Source organism: Cupriavidus sp. SW-Y-13, assembly GCF_009793345.1.
In the GTDB taxonomy this organism is placed as follows: domain Bacteria; phylum Pseudomonadota; class Gammaproteobacteria; order Burkholderiales; family Burkholderiaceae; genus Cupriavidus.
In genome coordinates this window covers 2,439,218-2,459,140 of the sequence record NZ_WHLX01000001.1, presented here as the reverse complement: position 1 = coordinate 2,459,140, position 19,923 = coordinate 2,439,218, and the positions used below count along the sequence as shown (strand labels likewise).

Genomic DNA, 19,923 nt, shown 5'->3' with positions numbered 1-19,923 from the left:
TGAGGGTGCTGCGGGTTTGCTCCCCTCTCCCGCACGCGGGAGAGGGGAGAACAACCAAACATCAAGCCACCAGCAACTGCCGCAGCACAAACGGCAGAATCCCGCCATGGTTGTAGTAGTCGACCTCGATCGGCGTATCGATGCGCAGCAGCACCGGCACGCGCTGCGTGTCGCCATTGCTGCGGTGGATCACGAGCACCACGTCCTGCTGGGGCTTCAGTTCGCCCTCGATACCTTCCACGTCGAAGGTTTCGTTGCCGATGATGCCAAGCGACTGCACGCTGTCGCTGCCCTTGAACTGCAGCGGCAACACGCCCATGCCCACGAGGTTCGAGCGGTGAATACGTTCGAAGCTGCGCGCGATCACGGCCTTCACGCCGAGCAGTTGCGTGCCCTTGGCTGCCCAGTCACGCGACGAACCCGTGCCGTACTCCTCGCCGCCGAACACCACAGTCGCCGTGCCTTCGGCCACGTACTTCATCGCGGCATCGTAGATCGACATCTGATCGCCCGTGGGCTGGTGCAGCGTGATGCCGCCTTCCACGCGCGAGCCATCGGCCTTCGGCGGGATCATCAGGTTCTTGATCCGCACGTTGGCAAACGTGCCGCGCATCATGACCTCGTGGTTGCCGCGGCGCGAACCATAGCTGTTGAAGTCAGCCTTGAGCACGCCATGATCCAGCAGGTATTTGCCTGCGGGCGAGGTGTCCTTGATCGAACCGGCCGGCGAGATGTGGTCGGTCGTGACCGAATCGCCAAACACGCCAAGTGCACGCGCGCCACGTACCGTCACGGCCTCGTTGCTGGGCTCGATCGTGAAGTCCTGGAAGAACGGCGGCTCGGCGATGTAGGTCGAGGTCGGCCAATCGTAGACCTGGCCCTTCGTCCCCTTGATATTCGCCCACAGCTTGCTCGGTTTCTTGACCTGTTCGTAGTTGCCCTTGAACACCTGCGCGTCGAGCGCGAACTTGAGCAGTGCCTGGATTTCTTCGGAAGTCGGCCAGATGTCGCCGAGCCAGATGTCCTTGCCGCCACGGCCCTTGCCAACCGGTTCGGTCATCAGGTCGCGCGTGACATTGCCGGCGATGGCGTAGGCCACGACCAGCGGCGGCGAAGCCAGGAAGTTGGCGCGAATGTTCGGGTGGATGCGGGCCTCGAAGTTGCGATTGCCCGAGAGCACGGCGGCAGCCACGATGTCGTTGTCGACGATGGATTCGTTCAGCGCCGGCGTCAGGTCACCGGCATTGCCGATGCACGTCGTGCAGCCATAGGCGGTCACGCCGAAGCCGAGCTTTTCGAGGTAGGGCAGCAGGCCCGTGGCCGTCAGGTACTCGGTCACCACGCGGCTGCCCGGGGCCAGCGACGTCTTGATATGCGGCGCCACGTTCAGGCCGGCTTCCACGGCCTTCTTCGCCAGCAGGCCGGCGGCCAGCAGCACGCTCGGGTTCGATGTGTTCGTGCACGACGTGATGGCGGCGATCAGGATGTCGCCGTTATGCACCTTCACGCCGTCGGCGTTGACGTATTCCTTGTTCAGATCGGCCGGGTCCTTGTTGAAGCCGTTCTCGGCCACCGGCTTGCTGAACAGCGACGCAAACGTGCTCTTCACGTGTCCGATCTCGATACGGTCCTGCGGACGCTTCGGACCCGCCAGAGACGGCGCCACGGTGCCCAGGTCCAGCGTCAGCGTCGTGGAGTAGTCGATGTCGCCTGCCTTCGGCACGCCAAACATCTGCTGCGCGCGGAAGTAACCTTCGAATGCAGCGATTTCCTCGTCGGTACGACCCGTGCCGCGGAAGTAGTCGATGGTCTTCTCGTCCACCGGGAAGAAGCCCATCGTCGCGCCGTATTCCGGTGCCATGTTGCCGATGGTGGCGCGGTCCGGCGTGGTCAGGCTGGCCGTGCCTTCGCCGAAGAACTCGACGAACTTGCCCACGACCTTCTCGCGGCGCAGCATCTCGGTGATTGTCAGCACGAGGTCGGTGGCGGTCACGCCCTCGCGCAGGCGGCCCTTCAGTTCCACACCCACCACATCGGGCGTCAGGAAATAGACCGGTTGGCCCAGCATGCCGGCTTCTGCCTCGATGCCGCCTACACCCCAGCCCACCACACCGATACCGTTGATCATCGTGGTGTGCGAATCGGTGCCGACGAGCGTGTCCGGATAGTAGACGCCATCCCGGTTATGCACGCCACGCGCCAGATATTCGAGGTTCACCTGGTGAACGATGCCGAAGCCCGGCTGCACCACGCCGAACGTGTCGAACGCCTGCATGCCCCACTTCATGAACTGGTAGCGCTCGTTGTTGCGCTGGAATTCCAGCTGCATGTTCAGGTCGAGCGCCTTCTTCTCGCGGAAATGGTCGATCTGCACCGAGTGGTCCACCACGAGATCCACCGGCACGAGCGGCTCGATCTTCTTGGGGTTCTTGCCCATCTTCTCGGCCACGTTGCGCATGGCGGCCAGGTCGGCCAGCAGCGGCACGCCGGTGAAGTCCTGCAGCACCACGCGTGCCACGACAAACGGAATCTCGTCGACGCGCTCGGCATTGGGCTTCCAGCTGGCAAGCTGGCGGATATGTTCCTCGGTGACTTTCTTGCCGTCGCAATTGCGCAGCACCGACTCCAGGACCAGACGAATCGATACAGGCAGGCGCTCGATCTTGATGCCCAGGGCCTTTCCGAGCTGTGGCAGCGAGTAGTACTGGCCGGAGCCGCCCGTGGCGAGCTTGAATTCTTTGAGAGTGTTATTGAGATTGTGGGGCATTACCTGACTCCAATCGAGGGATGACGCGGGAGATGCTCTTATTCTTCAGACCCCGGTACGCGATAGGGTTCCGCCGCAAACCTCGCGGCGCGCCAGACCGACCTGAAACGCGCACCGTACAGCAACGTGATGACTGCCGTGTGTGAGGGCAATCGTGCAAGGCAATTCGATGCTGGCGATCTTCTGACGGCCAGCATCGAATTGCCGCGTGCGGCCGGCAAACCGTCGCACGCGGACAAGGCAAGATGAGACTTTACTGCTTCGGCGCGGCTTGTGCAGCAGGGGCCGGCTCGGCAGGGGCCGGTTGGGCGGCGGGCGCCATCAGCAGTGGCGTGGACACCGGGGCGCGCAGTGCGCCGGCCTGGGTCGGGGCAGAGCCGCCTGCGAGCATGTCGGCGCTCTGGCATTCGTCGGCCAGGCGCTGGCCCAGGTTCTTGTTGAACAGCATGGCCTTGCTCGGGATCACGACCAGGTCCAGGCCCGATTGCGCATCGTAGTAGCGGTCAGCGCCGGTCACGGTGGACTGGCGCGGCAGACGGTAGTCCTTGCCCGACCAGTGCACGGTCAGCACCTCATCGCGCAGCATGTTGCCGTTGATGTAGATGACATTGCCCAGTTCGCACTGCCACTTTTCGCCCGAAGGCACGACGGCCGGCGCGGCGGCGGCAGCCTTGGTGGACTTGGAGCTCTTCTTGGCGGGCGCCTTCTTGGTGGCAGCCGGCTTCTTGGCGGGTTCCTGGGCCAGCGCGGCGCCAGCGGAGGACAGGGTCAAAGCGCCAATGCAGGCCGCCAGCACGAGTTTGTTCATTTGTGATTCCTTCCGGATTACGTGGATAGTCAAAAAGGTGGGGGCTTCGTTGTGTCGAACAGTCCGGAGCGCTTGCCATGACATGGCGCTCCGGCAACTTTCCGCCGCTATTCTCTACGATTTGTCCAAAGCGGCGAAGTCAGTCCGATATTCGTTACATAATCAGGTGCAACCGGTTTGCCATCGGCCACTTGGCGACAAAAATGAGCAGTTTTCGCTTGATTGCGGCTAGTCAAAGAAAAGATCGGTGGCAGGAGCCGGGATCGCCGTGCCGGTGGCATGTGCACGCTGCAGCAGCGACCAGTAGTAGCGATAGCTGGCCCGGTCGTGCAGCTGGCCGTCGTGGCGGATCGGCGCCCAGTTGTTCTCATGCGCCGCCAGCAGGATCTGCGTCGCCGTGCCGATTTCGGTATCGCTGGGCCGAAAGGCCGTCACGATGGGCTCGATCTGGCCCGGATGGATGCTCCACTTGCGCAGGTAGCCGAACTCCGCGCGTGCGCGACTCGCGTCGTGACCGGCCTGGTCCGGGTTCTGCACATCGGTACTGACATTGTGCGACGGCACCTTGCCATGACGATGGCAGGCCGCCGAGATCTCTAACATCGCGCGCCGGACGAGCGGATGCTCGAACTGGCCGGGCGAGCGCATCGCGTCGGCCGGAATGGCGCCGTGGTGGGCCGACACGAAATCCATCAGCCCGAAGCTGAGGCATTCCACCTGCACCAGCGAGGCAATTTCGAAGACCTGCTCAAGTGCAGAATGGGTTTCTATCAGCACGTGAACAGGAATGTGCCGCGCTATGCCGGCGGCGCGCGCCACGTGGTTCACATGGTCGGTCATGCGGGCGACCTCGACCACATCGGTGACTTTCGGCAGCACCACATAGGCCAGCCGTGCCCCGGCGGCGGAAACCAGCACGTCCACGTCGTCGCGCCAGCTCGGATGCGCGGGGTCGTGAATGCGCACGCCCACGCGGTTGTGGGCGTTGTCCGCGCTGTTGACCAGTTGCGCGCAGAGCTCCGCGTGTTGACGCTCAAGGCCAACGGCGGCGCCGTCCTCGCAATCGAAGGTGATGTCGAACACGGGCCCGAGCGACTGCTGCAGGGCCAGCGATTTGCGCATGAGCTTCTCGCTGCCCGCGTAGTGGTCGCAGACCGGCAGCTGGACGGGAATGGCTTCTCCCTGGAACAGGACCTCGGATGGATGCACGTTGGTTTGCGTAAGACGTATGAAGCAGGGGGTTAATGAGAAGACAAGGCGAGCGCCCAAAGAAAAACCGGGGTCCGCGCCGATTCTGCAATCGATGCGGACCCCGGTTTCATGAGCGGGTAGCTCCTGGTACTAGAGATCAGCCCAGCAGGTGTTGCACGCCGGCACGCTCTTCTTCCAGTTCCTTCAGCGTGATGTTGATCTTTTCCTGGCTGTAGGCGTCGATCTCGAGACCTTGCACGATTTCGTACTTGCCGTTGGCCGTAGTCACCGGGTAGCCGAACATGACGTCCTTCGGAATGCCGTATTCGCCGTTCGACGGGATGCCCATCGTGACGACCTTGCCGTTCGAGCCCAGGACCCAGTCACGCACGTGGTCGATGGCGGCGTTGGCAGCCGAAGCGGCCGACGACAGGCCACGTGCCTCGATGATGGCGGCGCCGCGCTTGCCGACGGTCGGCAGGAACACGTCGTTGTTCCAGACCTGGTCGTTGATCAGGTCCTTGACGCTCTTGCCGTCGACGGTGGCGTAGCGGTAGTCGGCGTACATCGTCGGGCTGTGATTGCCCCAGACGAACAGCTTCTCGACCGACGACACCGGCTTGCCGGTCTTGGCGGCGATCTGCGACAGCGCGCGGTTGTGGTCCAGGCGCAGCATGGCCGTGAAGTTCTCGCGCTTCAGGCTCGGCGCGGACTTCATGGCGATGTAGGCGTTGGTGTTGGCCGGGTTGCCCACGACCAGTACCTTGACGTCGCGGCTTGCCACTTCGTCCAGGGCCTTGCCCTGCACCGTGAAGATCTGGGCGTTGGCTTCGAGCAGGTCCTTGCGTTCCATGCCCTTGCTACGCGGACGGGCACCCACCAGCAGGGCAACGTCGGCGTCCTTGAAGGCAACCTTGGGGTCGTCGGTGATGACCACGCCAGCCAGCAGCGGGAACGCGCAGTCTTCCAGTTCCATCACCACGCCCTTGACGGCGGTCTGGGCTTGCGGGAGGTCGAGCAGTTGGAGGATGACCGGCTGGTCTTTGCCGAGCATGTCGCCGTTGGCGATGCGGAACAGCAGGGAATAGCCGATCTGGCCAGCGGCGCCGGTGACTGCGACGCGCATTGGGGCTTTAGCCATGAGTAAGTCTCCAAACGAAAAGAGGGGGTAACCGTTCGATGGCGGCTGGCCGTCCAGGGGTTGGAGCAGGCCGGCGCGTCACCGGGTGCTGGTCTCGTGTCGCCACGGGGCAGGCGGGCATCCGCCGGCAGCCCGCAATACAAGGCCCGGGGGCCGCAACGAGGAGCGCGCGGGCCATGGGCATGCGTCGAGGGCGACAAGGCGTAAGTCTACTACTGCTATGTGGTGCGCCGCATCCGCTAAGTGCTCGGGCCTTGGGGCGGGACAGCCCCATGCGGGAGCCTGGGCGAGGGCGGCGGCACGGACTGCGCGAGTTTAGGGTGCGCCCCGATTGATGTCAATTCATATGTCTTATATAAGACATAAGACATTTCATAGCGTGCTGGACGCGATTCCGGAATTTGTGGTTGAATCCGGGCTATGTCATCCCTGCCTACGTCCCCGTCCGCCACGGCTGCCAACGGTTCGCCGGAATCGGTCGCCCCCCGGAGCGCCGGGACGCAGCCGTCCGCTACGCCGCAGGGCGCCAGTCCGGCGCCTGCAACGCCCGCCGCCGCGCCTGCCTCCGTCCCATCCCCCACGTTCAGTCCGCTGTACCAGCAGATCAAGGCTTTGATCATGCAGAGCCTGCAGACGGGCGAATGGAAGCCGGGTGAGATGATTCCGAGCGAAATGGACCTGGCCGCCCGCTACAAGGTTAGCCAGGGTACGGTGCGCAAGGCCATCGACGAACTGGCTGCCGACAATCTTGTGGCGCGGCGCCAGGGCAAAGGCACCTTTGTGACCACCCACCATGAGGACGTGGTCAAGTTCCGCTTCCTGCGGCTGGTGCCCGACGAGGGCGAACCCCATTACGGCGCCAGCCGCGTGCTCGAATGCAAGCGCCTGCGCGCACCGGCCGAGATCGCGCGACTGCTCGATATCCGCACCGGTGACAGCGTGGTGCAGATCCGTCGCGTGCTGAATTTCTCGAACGAAGCCACGGTGCTGGACGAAATCTGGCTGCTTGGCGCCAACTTCAAGGGCCTGACGGCCGAGAAGCTCAACGAGTGGAAGGGCCCGATGTACGCGCTCTTCGAAGCCGAGTTCGGCACCCGGATGATCCGCGCAACAGAAAAGATTCGCGCAGTTGCTGCCGATAACACGGCGGCGGAGTTGCTTTCCGTGGAGCCCGGTACGCCGCTGTTGTCGGTGGAGCGGGTCTCATTTACATATGGCGACCGCCCGGTGGAAGTCCGTCGTGGTCTTTATGTCACGACCCGGCACTATTATCAAAACGACTTGAGCTGATGCGCGATGGCGATGGAAGGACTGTCCTGGAAGCCGATTATTGCGGCATGCGCATGGGGCCGTCCGCCAGCATTGTCGCGCGTGGCAGGAATCGTCCGATATATCGCGTCCGGAGTGGTGCGCGCATTGTCGCGTGCGATTGTCGCGCACGCCGCGTTGGTGCGTGATAGTCGAAAATTATTGGTGCGCTGCGCAACAAAGGCGCTAAAATCACGCCGATTTGCTCCTGCATTCATTTGCATCCAGCGCCCCCACACGTTCGATGCAGGGTTAGACGCAATCCGGTGCATCCACGGTAACCGCTGTGGCAAGCCGATGCAATGGGGAGTAATGGCAGTGTCGTTCTTTTGCAGTTTTCTTTTCACAGCAAATGGGGTCTCGCATGGCTGAAGCCGCCAAACAAGCCAGGCCGGAGTTCCGGAATATCGGTATCGCGCAAATCTCGCGCTACCGGTTGCCCTGGGCCGGCAAGGTATCCATCCTGCATCGCGTCAGCGGTGCCTTGATGTTCCTCCTCCTTCCGTTCGTTCTGTATCTCTTCGAGCAGAGCGTCACCTCCGAACTGAGCTACGCGAAGTTCTCGGCCCTGCTGTCCAACGGCTTCGTCAAGCTGGTGATCCTGGCCCTGATCTGGGGCTATCTGCATCACTTCTGCGCCGGTATCCGTTTCCTGCTGCTCGACGTGCACGTCGGCGTGACCAAGCCCGCCTCCGCCACCTCGGCCAAGATCGTGCTGGTCGTAAGCCTGCTGCTCACCGTGGTGTTCGGGCTCAAGCTGTTTGGCCTGTTCTGAGGAGAGTGAAGGTGGCAAACAATAATATCGGTCCCAAGCGTCTTGTCGTCGGTGCGCACTACGGTCTCAAGGACTGGCTCGCGCAACGCGTTACCGCAGTCATCATGGTGGTGTTCACCGTGGTGCTCGCCGGGGTGTATCTCGCCTTCGGCAATCCTTCGTACGAAGGCTGGTCGGGTCTCTTCGCCAACCAATGGATGAAGCTCCTGACGTTCCTGACGGTTCTGTCCCTGCTGTTCCACGCGTGGATCGGCATTCGCGACATCTGGATGGACTACGTGAAGCCGATGGCCGTGCGCCTCGTGCTGCAAGTTCTTACGATTCTGTGGCTCGTTGGTTGTGCGGGCTACGCTGCTCAGATTCTCTGGAGGGTGTAATAAATGGTCGCAGTCAAGACTGGATTGCCGCGTCGCAAATTTGACGTGGTCATCGTCGGGGCGGGCGGCGCCGGGATGCGCGCATCCCTCCAGCTCGCGGAAGCCGGCCTGAACGTGGCCGTGCTGTCGAAGGTTTTCCCGACCCGCTCGCACACCGTTGCGGCGCAGGGCGGTATCGGTGCCTCGCTCGGCAACATGAGCGAGGACAACTGGCACTATCACTTCTACGACACCATCAAGGGTTCCGATTGGCTGGGTGACCAGGACGCCATCGAATTCATGTGCCGTGAAGCCCCGAAGGTCGTGTACGAGCTCGAACACTTCGGCATGCCGTTCGACCGCAACGCCGACGGCACGATCTACCAGCGCCCGTTCGGTGGTCACACCGCCAACTACGGTGAAAAGCCCGTGCAGCGTGCCTGCGCTGCGGCTGACCGTACCGGCCACGCACTGCTGCACACGCTGTACCAGCGCAACGTCCGCGCCAAGACCCACTTCTTCGTGGAGTGGATGGCGCTGGACCTGATCCGCGACGAAGAAGGCGACGTGCTGGGCGTGACCGCATTGGAAATGGAAACCGGGGAAGTCTATATCCTCGAAGCCAAGACCACGCTGTTCGCCACGGGCGGTGCCGGCCGTATCTATGCCGCGTCCACCAACGCCTTCATCAACACCGGTGACGGCCTGGGCATGGCAGCGCGCGCAGGCGTGCCGCTGGAAGACATGGAGTTCTGGCAGTTCCACCCGACCGGCGTGGCCGGCGCGGGCGTGCTGATCACGGAAGGCGTGCGCGGCGAAGGCGGCATCCTGCGTAACAAGGATGGCGAGCGCTTCATGGAGCGCTATGCCCCGACGCTGAAGGATCTGGCGCCGCGTGACTTCGTGTCGCGCTCGATGGACCAGGAAATCAAGGAAGGCCGCGGTTGTGGCCCGAACGGCGACTACGTGCTGCTCGACCTGACTCACGTCGGTGCCGAGACCATCATGAAGCGCCTGCCGTCGATCCGCGAAATCGGCATGAAGTTTGCCAACGTGGACGCCATCAAGGAACCGATCCCGGTCGTGCCGACCATCCACTACCAGATGGGTGGCATTCCGACGAACTTCCACGGTCAGGTCGTGGTGCCGAAGAACGGCAACCCGAACGAAGTGGTCAACGGTTTCTACGCCATCGGCGAATGCTCCTGCGTGTCGGTGCACGGCGCCAACCGCCTGGGCACGAACTCGTTGCTGGACCTCGTGGTGTTCGGCCGTGCCGCCGGCAACCACATCGTCGCCAACGCGTCGAAGCAGAAGGAACACAAGCCGCTGCCGGCAGACGCCGCCGACCGCGCCATGGCGCGCCTGGCCAAGCTGCAGGGCACGACCTCGGGTGAGTACACCCAGGACGTGGCCAACGACATCCGCCGCAACATGCAGTCGCATGCTGGCGTGTTCCGTACGCAGAAGCTGATGGACGAAGGCGTCGAGCGCATTCTGGAAGTGGCAGAGCGTGCCGACAACATCCACCTGAAGGACAAGTCCAAGGTCTTCAACACCGCACTGGTGGAAGCCCTGGAAGTGGCCAACCTGGTGGAAGTGGCCAAGGCCACGATGATCTCGGCCGCTGCCCGCAAGGAATCGCGCGGTGCGCACGCGCACAGCGACTTCCCGAATCGCGACGACGACAACTGGCTGAAGCACTCGCTGTTCTACAGCGAAGGCAACCGCCTCGACTACAAGCCGGTGAAGATGCAACCGCTGACGGTGGAATCGGTTCCGCCCAAGGCCCGTACGTTCTAAACGGCGCATCGTAGAGAAAACAGGACCCACAGAAATGAAGCGTATTTTCGAAGTCTACCGCTACGATCCGGACAAGGACGCCGCACCCCGCATGCAGACCTACGAGGTGGAACTCGACGGTCACGAGCGCATGCTGCTGGACGCACTGGTCAAGCTGAAGAAGCTCGACGAGACGATCTCGTTCCGTCGTTCGTGCCGCGAAGGCGTGTGCGGCTCGGACGCGATGAACATCAACGGCAAGAACGGCCTGGCCTGCCTGACGAACATGCGCGAGCTGCCGGACCGCATCGTGCTGCGTCCGCTGCCCGGCCTGCCGGTGGTGCGCGACCTGATCGTCGACATGACGAACTTCTTCAAGCAGTACAACTCGATCAAGCCGTTCCTGATCAACGACGAGCCGCCGCCCGAGAAGGAGCGTCTGCAGTCGCCGCAGGAGCGTGACGAGCTGGACGGCCTGTACGAGTGCATTCTTTGCGCAAGCTGCTCCACGTCGTGCCCGTCGTTCTGGTGGAATCCGGACAAGTTCGTCGGCCCCGCCGGCCTGCTGCAAGCCTACCGCTTCATCGCCGACAGCCGCGACCAGGCTACCGGCGAGCGTCTGGACAACCTGAACGACCCGTACCGCCTGTTCCGCTGCCACAGCATCATGAACTGCGTCGACGTGTGCCCGAAGGGTCTCAACCCGACGAAGGCGATTGGCAAGATCAAGGAATTGATGGTTCGCCGCGCTGTTTAATCGGCGGGTATAAACTGCCTGATGCGTCCGAGTCTTACGCGGCGCATCAGGCAGTCTGCAACGGATCGAAGTTGATTTAGCAGTTGATGTAAGCGGCGTGTCAGCCCGGTGCAGTATCCAGTCGGGTGGCCGCCGTTCAAAGAAGGCTGACCATGAGTCAATCCACCACATTCTCCCATCAGGCTGATCCGCACAAGCGTGCCCGGCTTCGCTGGCGCGCCCGCCGCGGCCTCCTGGAGAACGACATCATCGTCGAACGTTTCTTCAATCGTTACGAGGAGAGCCTGTCTGATGAAGACGTGGCTTCGCTGGGTGAGCTGTTCGAGCTCAGCGACAACGATTTGATGGACCTGCTGCTGGTCCGCAAGGAACTGGACGGTGAGCTCGATACGCCCCCGATGCAACGGGTACTCAGCCTGCTGCGTTCGGTCTGAGTTTGGTCAACAACATTATTCACAGTATTTGAAGGAATCGACATGACGCCGTCCGATGTGAAAGCCACGCTATCGTTTTCCGATGGTTCCCCCAGCGTTGAGCTGCCGATCTACCAGGGTACCGTTGGCCCGGACGTGATCGACATTCGCAAGCTGTACGGACAGACCGGCAAGTTCACCTATGACCCGGGGTTCATGTCGACTGCTTCGTGCAACTCCAAGATCACCTACATCGACGGTGACAAGGGTGAACTGCTGTATCGCGGTTACCCGATCGAGCAACTGGCGCAGAAGTGCGACCACCTCGAGACCTGCTACCTGCTGCTGAAGGGTGAACTGCCCAACGCCAAGCAGAAGGAAGAATTCGTTGGCTCGGTGATGAACCACACGATGGTTCACGAGCAACTGCAATTCTTCATGCGCGGTTTCCGCCGCGACGCCCACCCGATGGCTGTCCTGACGGGCCTGGTGGGTGCCATGAGCGCGTTCTACCACGACGCCATGGATATCGACGATCCGCACCAGCGCGAGATCTCGGCCATTCGCCTGATCGCCAAGATGCCGACCCTGGTCGCCATGGCGTACAAGTACAACATCGGCCAGCCGTACATCTACCCGCAGAACGACCTGTCCTACTCGGGCAACTTCATGCGCATGATGTTTGGTACGCCGTGCGCACCGTACACCGTGAACCCGGTGCTGGAGCGCGCACTGGATCGCATCTTCATCCTGCACGCCGACCACGAGCAGAATGCATCGACCTCGACCGTCCGCCTGGCCGGTTCGTCGGGCACGAACCCGTTCGCAGCCATCGCCGCCGGCGTGGCCTGCCTGTGGGGTCCGGCCCACGGCGGCGCGAACGAAGCCGCGTTGAAGATGCTGGAAGAAATCGGCAGCGTCGATCACATCAACGAGTTCATCAAGCAGGTGAAGGACAAGAACTCGGGCGTGCGCCTGATGGGCTTCGGTCACCGCGTGTACAAGAACTACGATCCGCGCGCCAAGCTCATGCGCGAAACCTGCCATGAAGTGCTGAACGAACTGGGCCTGCACAACGACCCGCTGTTCAAGCTCGCCATGGAACTGGAAAAGATCGCGCTGGAAGACGAATACTTCGTCAGCCGCAAGCTGTACCCGAACGTGGACTTCTACTCGGGTATCGTGCAGCGCGCACTGGGCATCCCGACCTCGCTGTTCACCTGCATCTTCGCCCTGGCGCGTACGCCGGGCTGGATCTCGCAGTGGGAAGAGATGATCACCGATCCGGAATACAAGATCGGCCGCCCGCGCCAGTTGTTCAACGGCTCCGCCGCTCGCGACGTGCCGGACATGGCCAAGCGCTGATCCGTCTGCTGTGCCGCTGTAGAGAAGACGCCCTGGGAAACCGGGGCGTTTTTTTTGCGAGCAACCCTGCACGCACTAGTGTTGTGAAACGGCTTTTCCACGACGCTTCCTGCTCATGTGCGGTTGCAACAAGCTGCATAAGTTGTCAGATTTCCGCCAAATATGGATAACTTCGCTCTGTCGGGTTGCAACTTTCGCCCTATAATGCCCGCTGCTTTGCCGACCGGCAGCCGGGCCACCCTTCCGGCATGTCGGGTTCGGAAAAGCGGGGCAGGCGAAGCGCTTGCGCAATAGAGAACGCATCAACGTTGTCTTTCCGAACTTACGGCGTACGCCGCTTCCCTGAGGGAAATGCGCGCGCGCCGGCACATGCCGGGCCCCGCATCGCTTTACGTCGTCACCGCTGGCCCGACTTCCGCTTTGGGCCGTCTGCCGTTCGCCGTCTGCCATATTCCCGCGGGTGCTGTTCGATTGCGCCGGTCATGCCGACTCTGCCCGGAATGACCCATACATAAATCGAGGAGCTCCTGATGACGTTTTCCCGTCTCTCGTCCACTGCCATGGCCGCCGTGCTCGCCACTGCCGGCCTCGCTGCCTTCACTTCGGCCAACGCCGAAACCGTCAAGATCGCCATCGCCGGCCCCATGAGCGGCTCCGTCGCCCAGTACGGCGACATGGTCAAGGCCGGTGCGCTGACCGCCATCGAGCAGATCAATGCTTCTGGCGGCGCCAATGGCAACAAGCTCGAAGCTGTGCTGCTGGACGATGCCTGCGAACCGAAGCAAGCCGTGGCCGTCGCCAACAAGGTCGTCAGCCAGGGCATCCACTACGTGATTGGTCACGTGTGCTCGGGTTCGACGATTCCGGCATCGGACATCTACGAGAACGAAGGTATCGTGATGGTTACGCCGTCGGCCACCGCGCCGCAGCTGACCGAGACGAAGAAGCGCAACTTCATCTTCCGCACGATTGGCCGTGATGACCAGCAAGGTCCGGCGGCTGCCCAGTACATCATCAACAAGGTCAAGCCGAAGAAGGTTGCCGTGCTGCACGACAAGCAGTCGTACGGCCAGGGCATTGCCAGCTCGGTGAAGAAGGACCTGGAAGCGGCCAAGATTCCCGTAGCCGTGTTCGAAGGCATCAACGCCGGCGATTCCGACTATTCGGCCGTGATCACCAAGCTGAAGTCGCAAGGCGTGGACTTCGTCTACTTCGGCGGCTATCACCCGGAAATGGGCCTGCTGCTGCGCCAGGCGCGCGAGCAGGGCGTGAAGGCCACGTTCATGGGTCCGGAAGGCGTGGGCAACAAGGACGTGACGGCCATCGCCGGCCCGGCTTCGGAAGGCATGCTCGTGACGCTGCCGGCCGACTTCTCGGCCGATCCGGCCAACGCGGCGCTGGTGAAGGCTTTCGCGGACAAGAAGCGTGATGCCAACGGCCCGTTCCAGATGCCTGCCTACGCGGCCGTGAAGATCATCGGCGACGCTATCGCCGGCGCCAAGAGCACGGACCCGACGAAGGTGGCCGCTTACATGCACAAGAACGCGTTCACCACGCCGATCGGCAAGGTCGAGTACGACGCCAAGGGTGACCTGAAGTCGTTCAAGTTTGTCGTCTACACGTGGCACAAGGACGCCACCAAGACTGCCGCCAACTAAACCCGGCGCCATTCTGGCGAAACGCCCCGCGGCCAACCGGCTCGCGGGGCGTTTTGGTATCGGTTCGATGTCGATAATGCGCCACATAAGGGCGAGCGGCATCGCGCATCGGACTTCCCGATCCACAAGGTCCCCCGCATGAACGAATTCCTTCCACAATTCACCCAGCAGCTGGTCAATGGCCTGACGCTGGGTGCGATCTATGCGCTGATCGCCATCGGCTACACGATGGTCTACGGCATCATCGGCATGATCAACTTTGCCCACGGCGAGATCTACATGATCGGCGCCTACGTGGGTCTCGTGACGCTGACCGCCATTGGCGCGCAAGCTGGCTATCCGCTGCCGCTCGTGTTGGGCGCGGCGTTGATCGTCTCCGTGGCCGTGACAGGCTGCTACGGCTATGCCGTGGAGCGCGTGGCCTATCGACCCCTGCGTGGCGGTCCGCGGCTGGTGCCGCTGATCTCGGCCATCGGGATGTCGATTTTTCTCCAGAACTATGTCCAGATCGGGCAGGGCGCACGTGACGTGTCCGTGCCGCTGCTGATCTCGGGTGCCATCGAATTCCAGATGGGCAGTGACTTCACGGTGACCGTGCCGTACTCGCGCCTGCTGATCGTGGGCGTGACGCTGGTGCTGATGATTGCGCTGACGCTGTTCATCGGGCATTCGCGCATGGGTCGCGCGTGCCGTGCCTGCGCGGAAGACATGCGCATGGCCAACCTGCTTGGCATCGATACGAATCGCGTGATCTCGTTCACGTTCGTGCTCGGCGCGATGCTGGCCGCCGTGGGCGGCGTGCTGATCGGACTGACCATCGGCAAGCTCAATCCGTTCATCGGCTTCATCGCCGGCATCAAGGCATTCACGGCCGCGGTGCTGGGCGGCATCGGCAGCATTCCGGGCGCGATGCTCGGTGGCGTGCTGCTGGGCCTGGCCGAGACATTCGCCGCCGGCTACATGCCGGCCGAGTACAAGGACGTGGTGGCCTTCGGCCTGCTGATTTTGGTGCTGCTGTTCCGTCCCACCGGGCTGCTTGGCAAGCCTGATGTGGAAAAGGTGTAAGGGGGCCCCATGACGCAATCGATTTCGCAAACGCAGCCAGGTGCCAACCTGAAGAACGCGGTGACGGCCGCCGTGATGACGGCCATCCTGACGATCCCGGTCCTGGGCCTGCAACTCAAGCTCGACGGCTACAAGGTCGTGCTCGAACCGCACTGGCGCCCGGTCTGGATCGCCGTGGCGCTCGTGTTCCTGTTCCAGTTATTCAAGCCGATGCTGAGGCGTGCGCGCAGCGCCGTGAAGTTGCCGACGGTGCCCGCCATGGGCGCAAAGCAGCAGCGCTTAGCGGTGTGGGTGCTGCTGGCCGTGGGCCTGGTGTTCCCGTTCTTCGGTACGCGTGGCGCCGTGGACGTGGCCACGCTGGCGCTGATCTACGTGATCCTTGGCCTGGGCCTGAATATCGTGGTTGGCTATGCTGGTCTGCTCGACCTGGGCTATGTGGGCTTCTATGCGGTAGGCGGCTATACCTACGCACTGCTGAACCAGTATTTCGGCCTGACGTTCTGGGAATGCCTGCCGCTGTCGGCTGGCTTCGCGGCGCTGTTCGGCTTCGTGCTCGGCTTCCCGGTGCTGCGGCTGCGCGGTGACTACCTCGCCATCGTGACGCTGGGCTTCGGGGAAATCATTCGCCTGCTGCTCAACAACCTGACTAGCCTGACCGGTGGTCCGGATGGCGTGTCGGGCATTCCGAAGCCGACCGTGTTTGGTATCGAGATGGCGCGCAGTGCAAGCGTGGAAGGTGCAAAGACCTTCCACGACCTGATCGGCATCCCGTACACCGGCCAGCACATGGTGATCTTCCTGTACCTGCTGGCGCTGCTGCTGGTGGGTTTCACGCTGTTCGTGACGAGCCGCCTGATCCGCATGCCGATGGGGCGTGCGTGGGAAGCGCTGCGCGAGGACGAGATCGCCTGCCGCTCGCTGGGGCTGAATCCCACGCGCATCAAGCTCTCGGCGTTCACCCTGGGCGCGTCGTTCGCCGGCCTGGCCGGTGCATTCTTCGCGGCGCGCCAGGGCCTGGTCAATCCGGAGTCGTTCACGTTCATCGAATCGGCGCTGATCCTGGCCGTGGTGGTGCTGGGTGGCATGGGCTCGCAACTGGGCGTGATTCTCGCGGCCATCCTGCTGACGATCCTGCCCGAAGTGGCGCGTGATTTTGCCGAGTACCGTATGCTGATTTTCGGCCTGGTGATGGTGCTGATGATGATGTGGCGTCCGCAGGGCCTGCTGCCCGCGAGCCGTCCCCACGTGGAGTTGCCGCGATGAGCGCTGAAATGCTGAAAGTATCCGGCCTGCAGATGCGCTTCGGCGGCCTGCTGGCCGTCGACGGCATCGAGTTCGATGTGCGTCGCGACGAGGTCTTTGCCATCATCGGCCCGAACGGCGCCGGCAAGACCACCGTGTTCAATTGCGTGGGCGGCTTCTACAAGCCTACGGCTGGCGAGGTGATGCTCGACGGCCATTCGATCGCACGCCAGCCCAGCCACGTGGTGGCGCGCCATGGTCTGGTCCGCACGTTCCAGAACATCCGCCTGTTCCGTCAGCTGACCGTCGTGGAGAACCTGATGGTCGCGCAGCATCGGCAGGTGAAGGCCGGACTGCTGCACGGCCTGCTGGCCACGCCGGCCTATCGCCGCGCCGAGCGCGAGGCGCTGGGTCGTGCGGCTGAATGGCTCGAACGGATGGGACTGACCGGCGTGGCCAACCGGGAGGCGGGTACGCTGTCGTATGGCCACCAGCGCCGGCTGGAAATCGCGCGCTGCATGATCACCAAGCCGCGCCTGCTGATGCTCGACGAACCCGCGGCGGGTCTGAATCCGCAGGAAAAGATCGAACTGCAGCAACTGATCGACAGCCTGCGTCGCGAGTTCAATATCTCGGTGCTGCTGATCGAGCACGACATGAGCCTGGTAATGGGTGTGTCAGACCGCATCCTGGTGATGGAGCACGGCAAGCCCATCATGATCGGCAAGCCCGACGAAGTGCGCAACGACCCGCGCGTGATCAAAGCCTATCTGGGAGAGGACTGATGCTGAAGCTGGAAAACGTCCACACCCACTATGGTGCCGTGGAGGCGCTGTCGGGCGTGTCGATCGAAGTGAACCAGGGCGAGATTGTCACGCTGATCGGCAGCAACGGCGCGGGCAAGACCACGCTCATGATGACCGTGTGCGGCACGCCGCGCGCTTCGTCCGGCCGCGTGCTGTTCGAAGGACAGGACATCACGGCGCGGAACACGCACGAGATCATGCGTATGGGCATGGCCATCTCGCCGGAAGGCCGCCGCGTCTTCCCGAGCCTGACCGTGCTGGAGAACCTCAAGATGGGCGGTTTCTTCTCCAGCCGCCAGGAGATCGAGGCAGGCATCGAGCACGTGTTCAAGCTGTTCCCGAGACTGAACCAGCGCGCCAGCCAGCGCGCCGGGACGATGAGCGGTGGCGAGCAGCAGATGCTGGCGATTGGCCGCGCGCTGATGAGCAAGCCGCGCCTGCTACTGCTGGACGAGCCCACGCTCGGCCTGGCCCCGCTGATCATCGCGCAGATCTTCGACATCATCCGCACCATCCGCGAGGAAGGCGTGACCGTGTTCCTGGTGGAGCAGAACGCCAACAAGGCGCTACAGGTGGCCGATCGTGGATATGTGCTGGAGACCGGCAAGGTGGTGCTGGCCGATACGGGCGCGAACCTGCTGGCGAATGACCGGATTCGGGCGGCCTATCTGGGCGGTTGAGTTTTACTCCCCTCTCCCACTGGGAGAGGGGCAGGGGGAGAGGGCTAGCGGTTCTGCTTGCCGACTGATCGCAGTTTGAGCCTCTGGCCCTCTCCCCCGACCCCTCTCCCGCCCTGCGGGAGAGGGGAGCAAGACCCGGCATCAGTAACCCCCTTCGCCATCCACGAAATCCCCCTTTCGCCAATGACCGCCGCCCGGGTGGTCTGGCCGGCCCGTCGGCGGCTGGCGCACATGGCATAATCGCTTGCGATGTCAAGCAATTACCGGTCCCGTCGGAAAAGCAGCAAAATAGCTGCCGGACCCGAGACGGCGCGACGGCATCCGGATAACAAACTCCCCTGCAAACCAACGCGCGGACACGGCTGGCTCCTGTGAGTCGGACGTTCTGCCCCCCGCATCATGGCCAAGACGCTTTACGACAAACTCTGGGATGACCACACCGTCCACGTCGAGGAAGACGGCACCACGCTGCTCTACATCGACCGCCACCTGCTGCACGAAGTCACGAGCCCGCAGGCGTTCGAGGGACTGAAGATGGCGGAGCGTCCGGTATGGCGCATCAGCGCGAACCTGGCTGTCTCGGACCACAACGTGCCGACCACCGACCGCACGCATGGTATTGCCGATCCTATCTCGAAGCTGCAGGTCGATACGCTCGACACCAACTGCGACGCCTTTGGCATCACCCAGTTCAAGATGAACGATCACCGCCAGGGCATCGTGCACGTGATCGGGCCGGAGCAGGGCGCCACGCTGCCGGGCATGACCGTGGTCTGCGGCGATTCGCACACCAGCACGCACGGCGCGTTCGGCGCGCTGGCGCATGGCATCGGCACCTCCGAAGTGGAGCACGTGCTGGCTACCCAGACGCTGCTGGGCAAAAAAGCCAAGAACATGCTGATCAAGGTGGAAGGCAAGCTGCCGCGCGGCTGCACCGCCAAGGACATCGTGCTGGCCATCATCGGCAAGATCGGCACGGCCGGCGGCACGGGCTATACGATGGAATTTGCCGGCTCGGCCATCCGCGACCTGACGATGGAAGGCCGCATGACGGTCTGCAACATGGCGATCGAGGCCGGCGCGCGTGCGGGTCTGGTAGCTGTGGACGATGTCACGCTCGAATACGTGAAGAACCGTCCGTACGCGCCCACGGGCGTGGAGTGGGAGCAGGCCGTGGCCTACTGGCGCACGCTGCACACCGATGCCGGTGCCCACTTCGACAAGGTGGTGGAGCTGCGCGCCGAGGAGATTCAACCGCAGGTCACCTGGGGCACGTCACCCGAAATGGTGGTGAGCATCCAGGACCGCGTGCCCGATCCGGAGAAGGAAAAGGATCAGAACAAGCGCAACGCCATGGAGCGCGCGCTGGAGTACATGAACCTCCAGCCGAACGTGCCGATGGAATCGATCAGCATCGACAAGGTGTTCATCGGCTCCTGCACCAACAGCCGCATCGAGGACATGCGCGCCGCCGCGTGGGTGGTGCAGAAGCTGGGCCGCAAGGTAGCTGGCAACGTGAAGCTGGCCATGGTGGTGCCGGGTTCCGGGCTGGTCAAGGAACAGGCCGAGCGCGAAGGGCTGGACAAGGTCTTCAAGGCTGCCGGATTTGAATGGCGCGAGCCGGGCTGCTCGATGTGCCTGGCGATGAACGCGGACCGCCTGGAGCCGGGCGAGCGCTGTGCATCCACCTCGAACCGCAACTTCGAAGGCCGTCAGGGCGCCGGTGGCCGTACGCACCTGGTGAGCCCGGCCATGGCCGCCGCCGCTGCCATCGAAGGGCATTTCGTCGACATCCGCAAGCTCGGCTGA

General features: G+C 62.9%; 18 protein-coding genes. 13 read left to right on the top strand and 5 right to left on the bottom strand.

Going from position 1 to position 19,923, the window contains the following annotated elements; translation table 11 throughout:
- Nucleotides 1-61: 61 nt before the first annotated feature.
- The 4 genes from acnA to GA566_RS10975 all read right to left on the bottom strand — a co-directional run bounded on the left by acnA (nucleotide 62) and on the right by GA566_RS10975 (nucleotide 5,907).
- Nucleotides 62-2,767 (bottom strand): aconitate hydratase AcnA, encoded by a 2,706-nt coding sequence (gene acnA / locus GA566_RS10990; protein WP_160472743.1) that lies wholly within the window; start codon nucleotides 2,765-2,767, stop codon nucleotides 62-64.
- 253 nt (nucleotides 2,768-3,020) lie between these two features.
- On the bottom strand, nucleotides 3,021-3,575 hold the full coding sequence (locus GA566_RS10985; protein WP_160472742.1) for a hypothetical protein: 555 nt from the start codon (nucleotides 3,573-3,575) through the stop codon (nucleotides 3,021-3,023).
- Nucleotides 3,576-3,803: 228 nt separating this feature from the next.
- Nucleotides 3,804-4,784: a CoA ester lyase gene (locus tag GA566_RS10980; RefSeq protein ID WP_160472741.1), complete on the bottom strand. Its 981-nt coding sequence runs from the start codon at nucleotides 4,782-4,784 to the stop codon at nucleotides 3,804-3,806.
- 139 nt (nucleotides 4,785-4,923) lie between these two features.
- A complete protein-coding gene (locus GA566_RS10975) occupies nucleotides 4,924-5,907 on the bottom strand; it encodes a malate dehydrogenase (RefSeq protein WP_137923152.1) in 984 nt (327 codons plus the stop codon).
- 420 nt (nucleotides 5,908-6,327) lie between these two features.
- Here GA566_RS10975 and GA566_RS10970 point away from each other — a divergent pair, with 420 nt between their 5' ends.
- Nucleotides 6,328-7,197, top strand: a complete 870-nt coding sequence (locus GA566_RS10970) for a GntR family transcriptional regulator (RefSeq protein ID WP_137923151.1) — start codon at nucleotides 6,328-6,330, stop codon at nucleotides 7,195-7,197.
- Here the strand turns inward: GA566_RS10970 and GA566_RS10965 are convergent.
- A complete protein-coding gene (locus GA566_RS10965; protein WP_137923150.1) occupies nucleotides 7,179-7,562 on the bottom strand; it encodes a hypothetical protein in 384 nt (127 codons plus the stop codon). The two genes, GA566_RS10970 and GA566_RS10965, sit on opposite strands and share 19 nt — an antisense overlap.
- 17 nt (nucleotides 7,563-7,579) lie before the next feature.
- Here GA566_RS10965 and sdhC point away from each other — a divergent pair, with 17 nt between their 5' ends.
- The 12 genes from sdhC to leuC all read left to right on the top strand — a co-directional run bounded on the left by sdhC (nucleotide 7,580) and on the right by leuC (nucleotide 19,923).
- On the top strand, nucleotides 7,580-7,990 hold the full coding sequence (sdhC, locus tag GA566_RS10960) for a succinate dehydrogenase, cytochrome b556 subunit (RefSeq protein WP_137923149.1): 411 nt from the start codon (nucleotides 7,580-7,582) through the stop codon (nucleotides 7,988-7,990).
- A gap of 11 nt (nucleotides 7,991-8,001) precedes the next feature.
- Nucleotides 8,002-8,367 (top strand): succinate dehydrogenase, hydrophobic membrane anchor protein, encoded by a 366-nt coding sequence (gene sdhD, locus GA566_RS10955; protein ID WP_124683765.1) that lies wholly within the window; start codon nucleotides 8,002-8,004, stop codon nucleotides 8,365-8,367.
- A 3-nt stretch (nucleotides 8,368-8,370) separates the two neighbouring features.
- Entirely contained in the window at nucleotides 8,371-10,149 is a 1,779-nt protein-coding gene (gene sdhA / locus GA566_RS10950; protein WP_137923148.1) for a succinate dehydrogenase flavoprotein subunit, read from the top strand.
- A 34-nt stretch (nucleotides 10,150-10,183) separates the two neighbouring features.
- Complete coding sequence (locus GA566_RS10945; RefSeq protein WP_137923147.1) at nucleotides 10,184-10,885, top strand: succinate dehydrogenase iron-sulfur subunit; 702 nt, start codon at nucleotides 10,184-10,186, stop codon at nucleotides 10,883-10,885.
- Nucleotides 10,886-11,037: 152 nt separating this feature from the next.
- A complete protein-coding gene (locus GA566_RS10940) occupies nucleotides 11,038-11,319 on the top strand; it encodes a succinate dehydrogenase assembly factor 2 (RefSeq protein ID WP_137923146.1) in 282 nt (93 codons plus the stop codon).
- Nucleotides 11,320-11,361: 42 nt separating this feature from the next.
- The gene (gene gltA, locus GA566_RS10935; protein ID WP_137923145.1) at nucleotides 11,362-12,663 is read left to right on the top strand and encodes a citrate synthase; all 1,302 of its coding nucleotides are present in this window, start codon (nucleotides 11,362-11,364) and stop codon (nucleotides 12,661-12,663) included.
- Between the two features lie 530 nt (nucleotides 12,664-13,193).
- Entirely contained in the window at nucleotides 13,194-14,321 is a 1,128-nt protein-coding gene (locus GA566_RS10930) for a branched-chain amino acid ABC transporter substrate-binding protein (protein ID WP_160472740.1), read from the top strand.
- A gap of 138 nt (nucleotides 14,322-14,459) precedes the next feature.
- Nucleotides 14,460-15,386, top strand: a complete 927-nt coding sequence (gene livH, locus GA566_RS10925) for a high-affinity branched-chain amino acid ABC transporter permease LivH (protein WP_137923143.1) — start codon at nucleotides 14,460-14,462, stop codon at nucleotides 15,384-15,386.
- Nucleotides 15,387-15,395: 9 nt separating this feature from the next.
- The gene (locus GA566_RS10920) at nucleotides 15,396-16,649 is read left to right on the top strand and encodes a high-affinity branched-chain amino acid ABC transporter permease LivM (RefSeq protein WP_160472739.1); all 1,254 of its coding nucleotides are present in this window, start codon (nucleotides 15,396-15,398) and stop codon (nucleotides 16,647-16,649) included.
- Nucleotides 16,646-17,413: a high-affinity branched-chain amino acid ABC transporter ATP-binding protein LivG gene (gene livG / locus GA566_RS10915; RefSeq protein ID WP_160472738.1), complete on the top strand. Its 768-nt coding sequence runs from the start codon at nucleotides 16,646-16,648 to the stop codon at nucleotides 17,411-17,413. The genes GA566_RS10920 and livG overlap by 4 nt, the downstream gene beginning before the upstream one ends.
- Entirely contained in the window at nucleotides 17,413-18,114 is a 702-nt protein-coding gene (locus GA566_RS10910; protein ID WP_137923140.1) for an ABC transporter ATP-binding protein, read from the top strand. Before livG ends, GA566_RS10910 begins: the two co-directional genes overlap by 1 nt.
- A 399-nt stretch (nucleotides 18,115-18,513) precedes the next feature.
- A complete protein-coding gene (leuC, locus tag GA566_RS10905; protein ID WP_160472737.1) occupies nucleotides 18,514-19,923 on the top strand; it encodes a 3-isopropylmalate dehydratase large subunit in 1,410 nt (469 codons plus the stop codon).

Bases quoted from the DNA above. Each gene is read 5' to 3' on its own strand.
- livH (WP_137923143.1), top strand. From the start codon at position 14,460: ATGAACGAATTCCTTCCACAATTCACCCAGCAGCTGGTCAATGGCCTG.
- leuC (WP_160472737.1), top strand. From the start codon at position 18,514: ATGGCCAAGACGCTTTACGACAAACTCTGGGATGACCACACCGTCCAC.
- GA566_RS10985 (WP_160472742.1), bottom strand. From the start codon at position 3,575: ATGAACAAACTCGTGCTGGCGGCCTGCATTGGCGCTTTGACCCTGTCC.
- acnA (WP_160472743.1), bottom strand. From the start codon at position 2,767: ATGCCCCACAATCTCAATAACACTCTCAAAGAATTCAAGCTCGCCACG.
- livG (WP_160472738.1), top strand. From the start codon at position 16,646: ATGAGCGCTGAAATGCTGAAAGTATCCGGCCTGCAGATGCGCTTCGGC.
- GA566_RS10930 (WP_160472740.1), top strand. From the start codon at position 13,194: ATGACGTTTTCCCGTCTCTCGTCCACTGCCATGGCCGCCGTGCTCGCC.
- GA566_RS10940 (WP_137923146.1), top strand. From the start codon at position 11,038: ATGAGTCAATCCACCACATTCTCCCATCAGGCTGATCCGCACAAGCGT.
- GA566_RS10975 (WP_137923152.1), bottom strand. From the start codon at position 5,907: ATGGCTAAAGCCCCAATGCGCGTCGCAGTCACCGGCGCCGCTGGCCAG.
- sdhA (WP_137923148.1), top strand. From the start codon at position 8,371: ATGGTCGCAGTCAAGACTGGATTGCCGCGTCGCAAATTTGACGTGGTC.
- GA566_RS10910 (WP_137923140.1), top strand. From the start codon at position 17,413: ATGCTGAAGCTGGAAAACGTCCACACCCACTATGGTGCCGTGGAGGCG.
- sdhC (WP_137923149.1), top strand. From the start codon at position 7,580: ATGGCTGAAGCCGCCAAACAAGCCAGGCCGGAGTTCCGGAATATCGGT.
- gltA (WP_137923145.1), top strand. From the start codon at position 11,362: ATGACGCCGTCCGATGTGAAAGCCACGCTATCGTTTTCCGATGGTTCC.
- GA566_RS10945 (WP_137923147.1), top strand. From the start codon at position 10,184: ATGAAGCGTATTTTCGAAGTCTACCGCTACGATCCGGACAAGGACGCC.
- GA566_RS10920 (WP_160472739.1), top strand. From the start codon at position 15,396: ATGACGCAATCGATTTCGCAAACGCAGCCAGGTGCCAACCTGAAGAAC.
- GA566_RS10970 (WP_137923151.1), top strand. From the start codon at position 6,328: ATGTCATCCCTGCCTACGTCCCCGTCCGCCACGGCTGCCAACGGTTCG.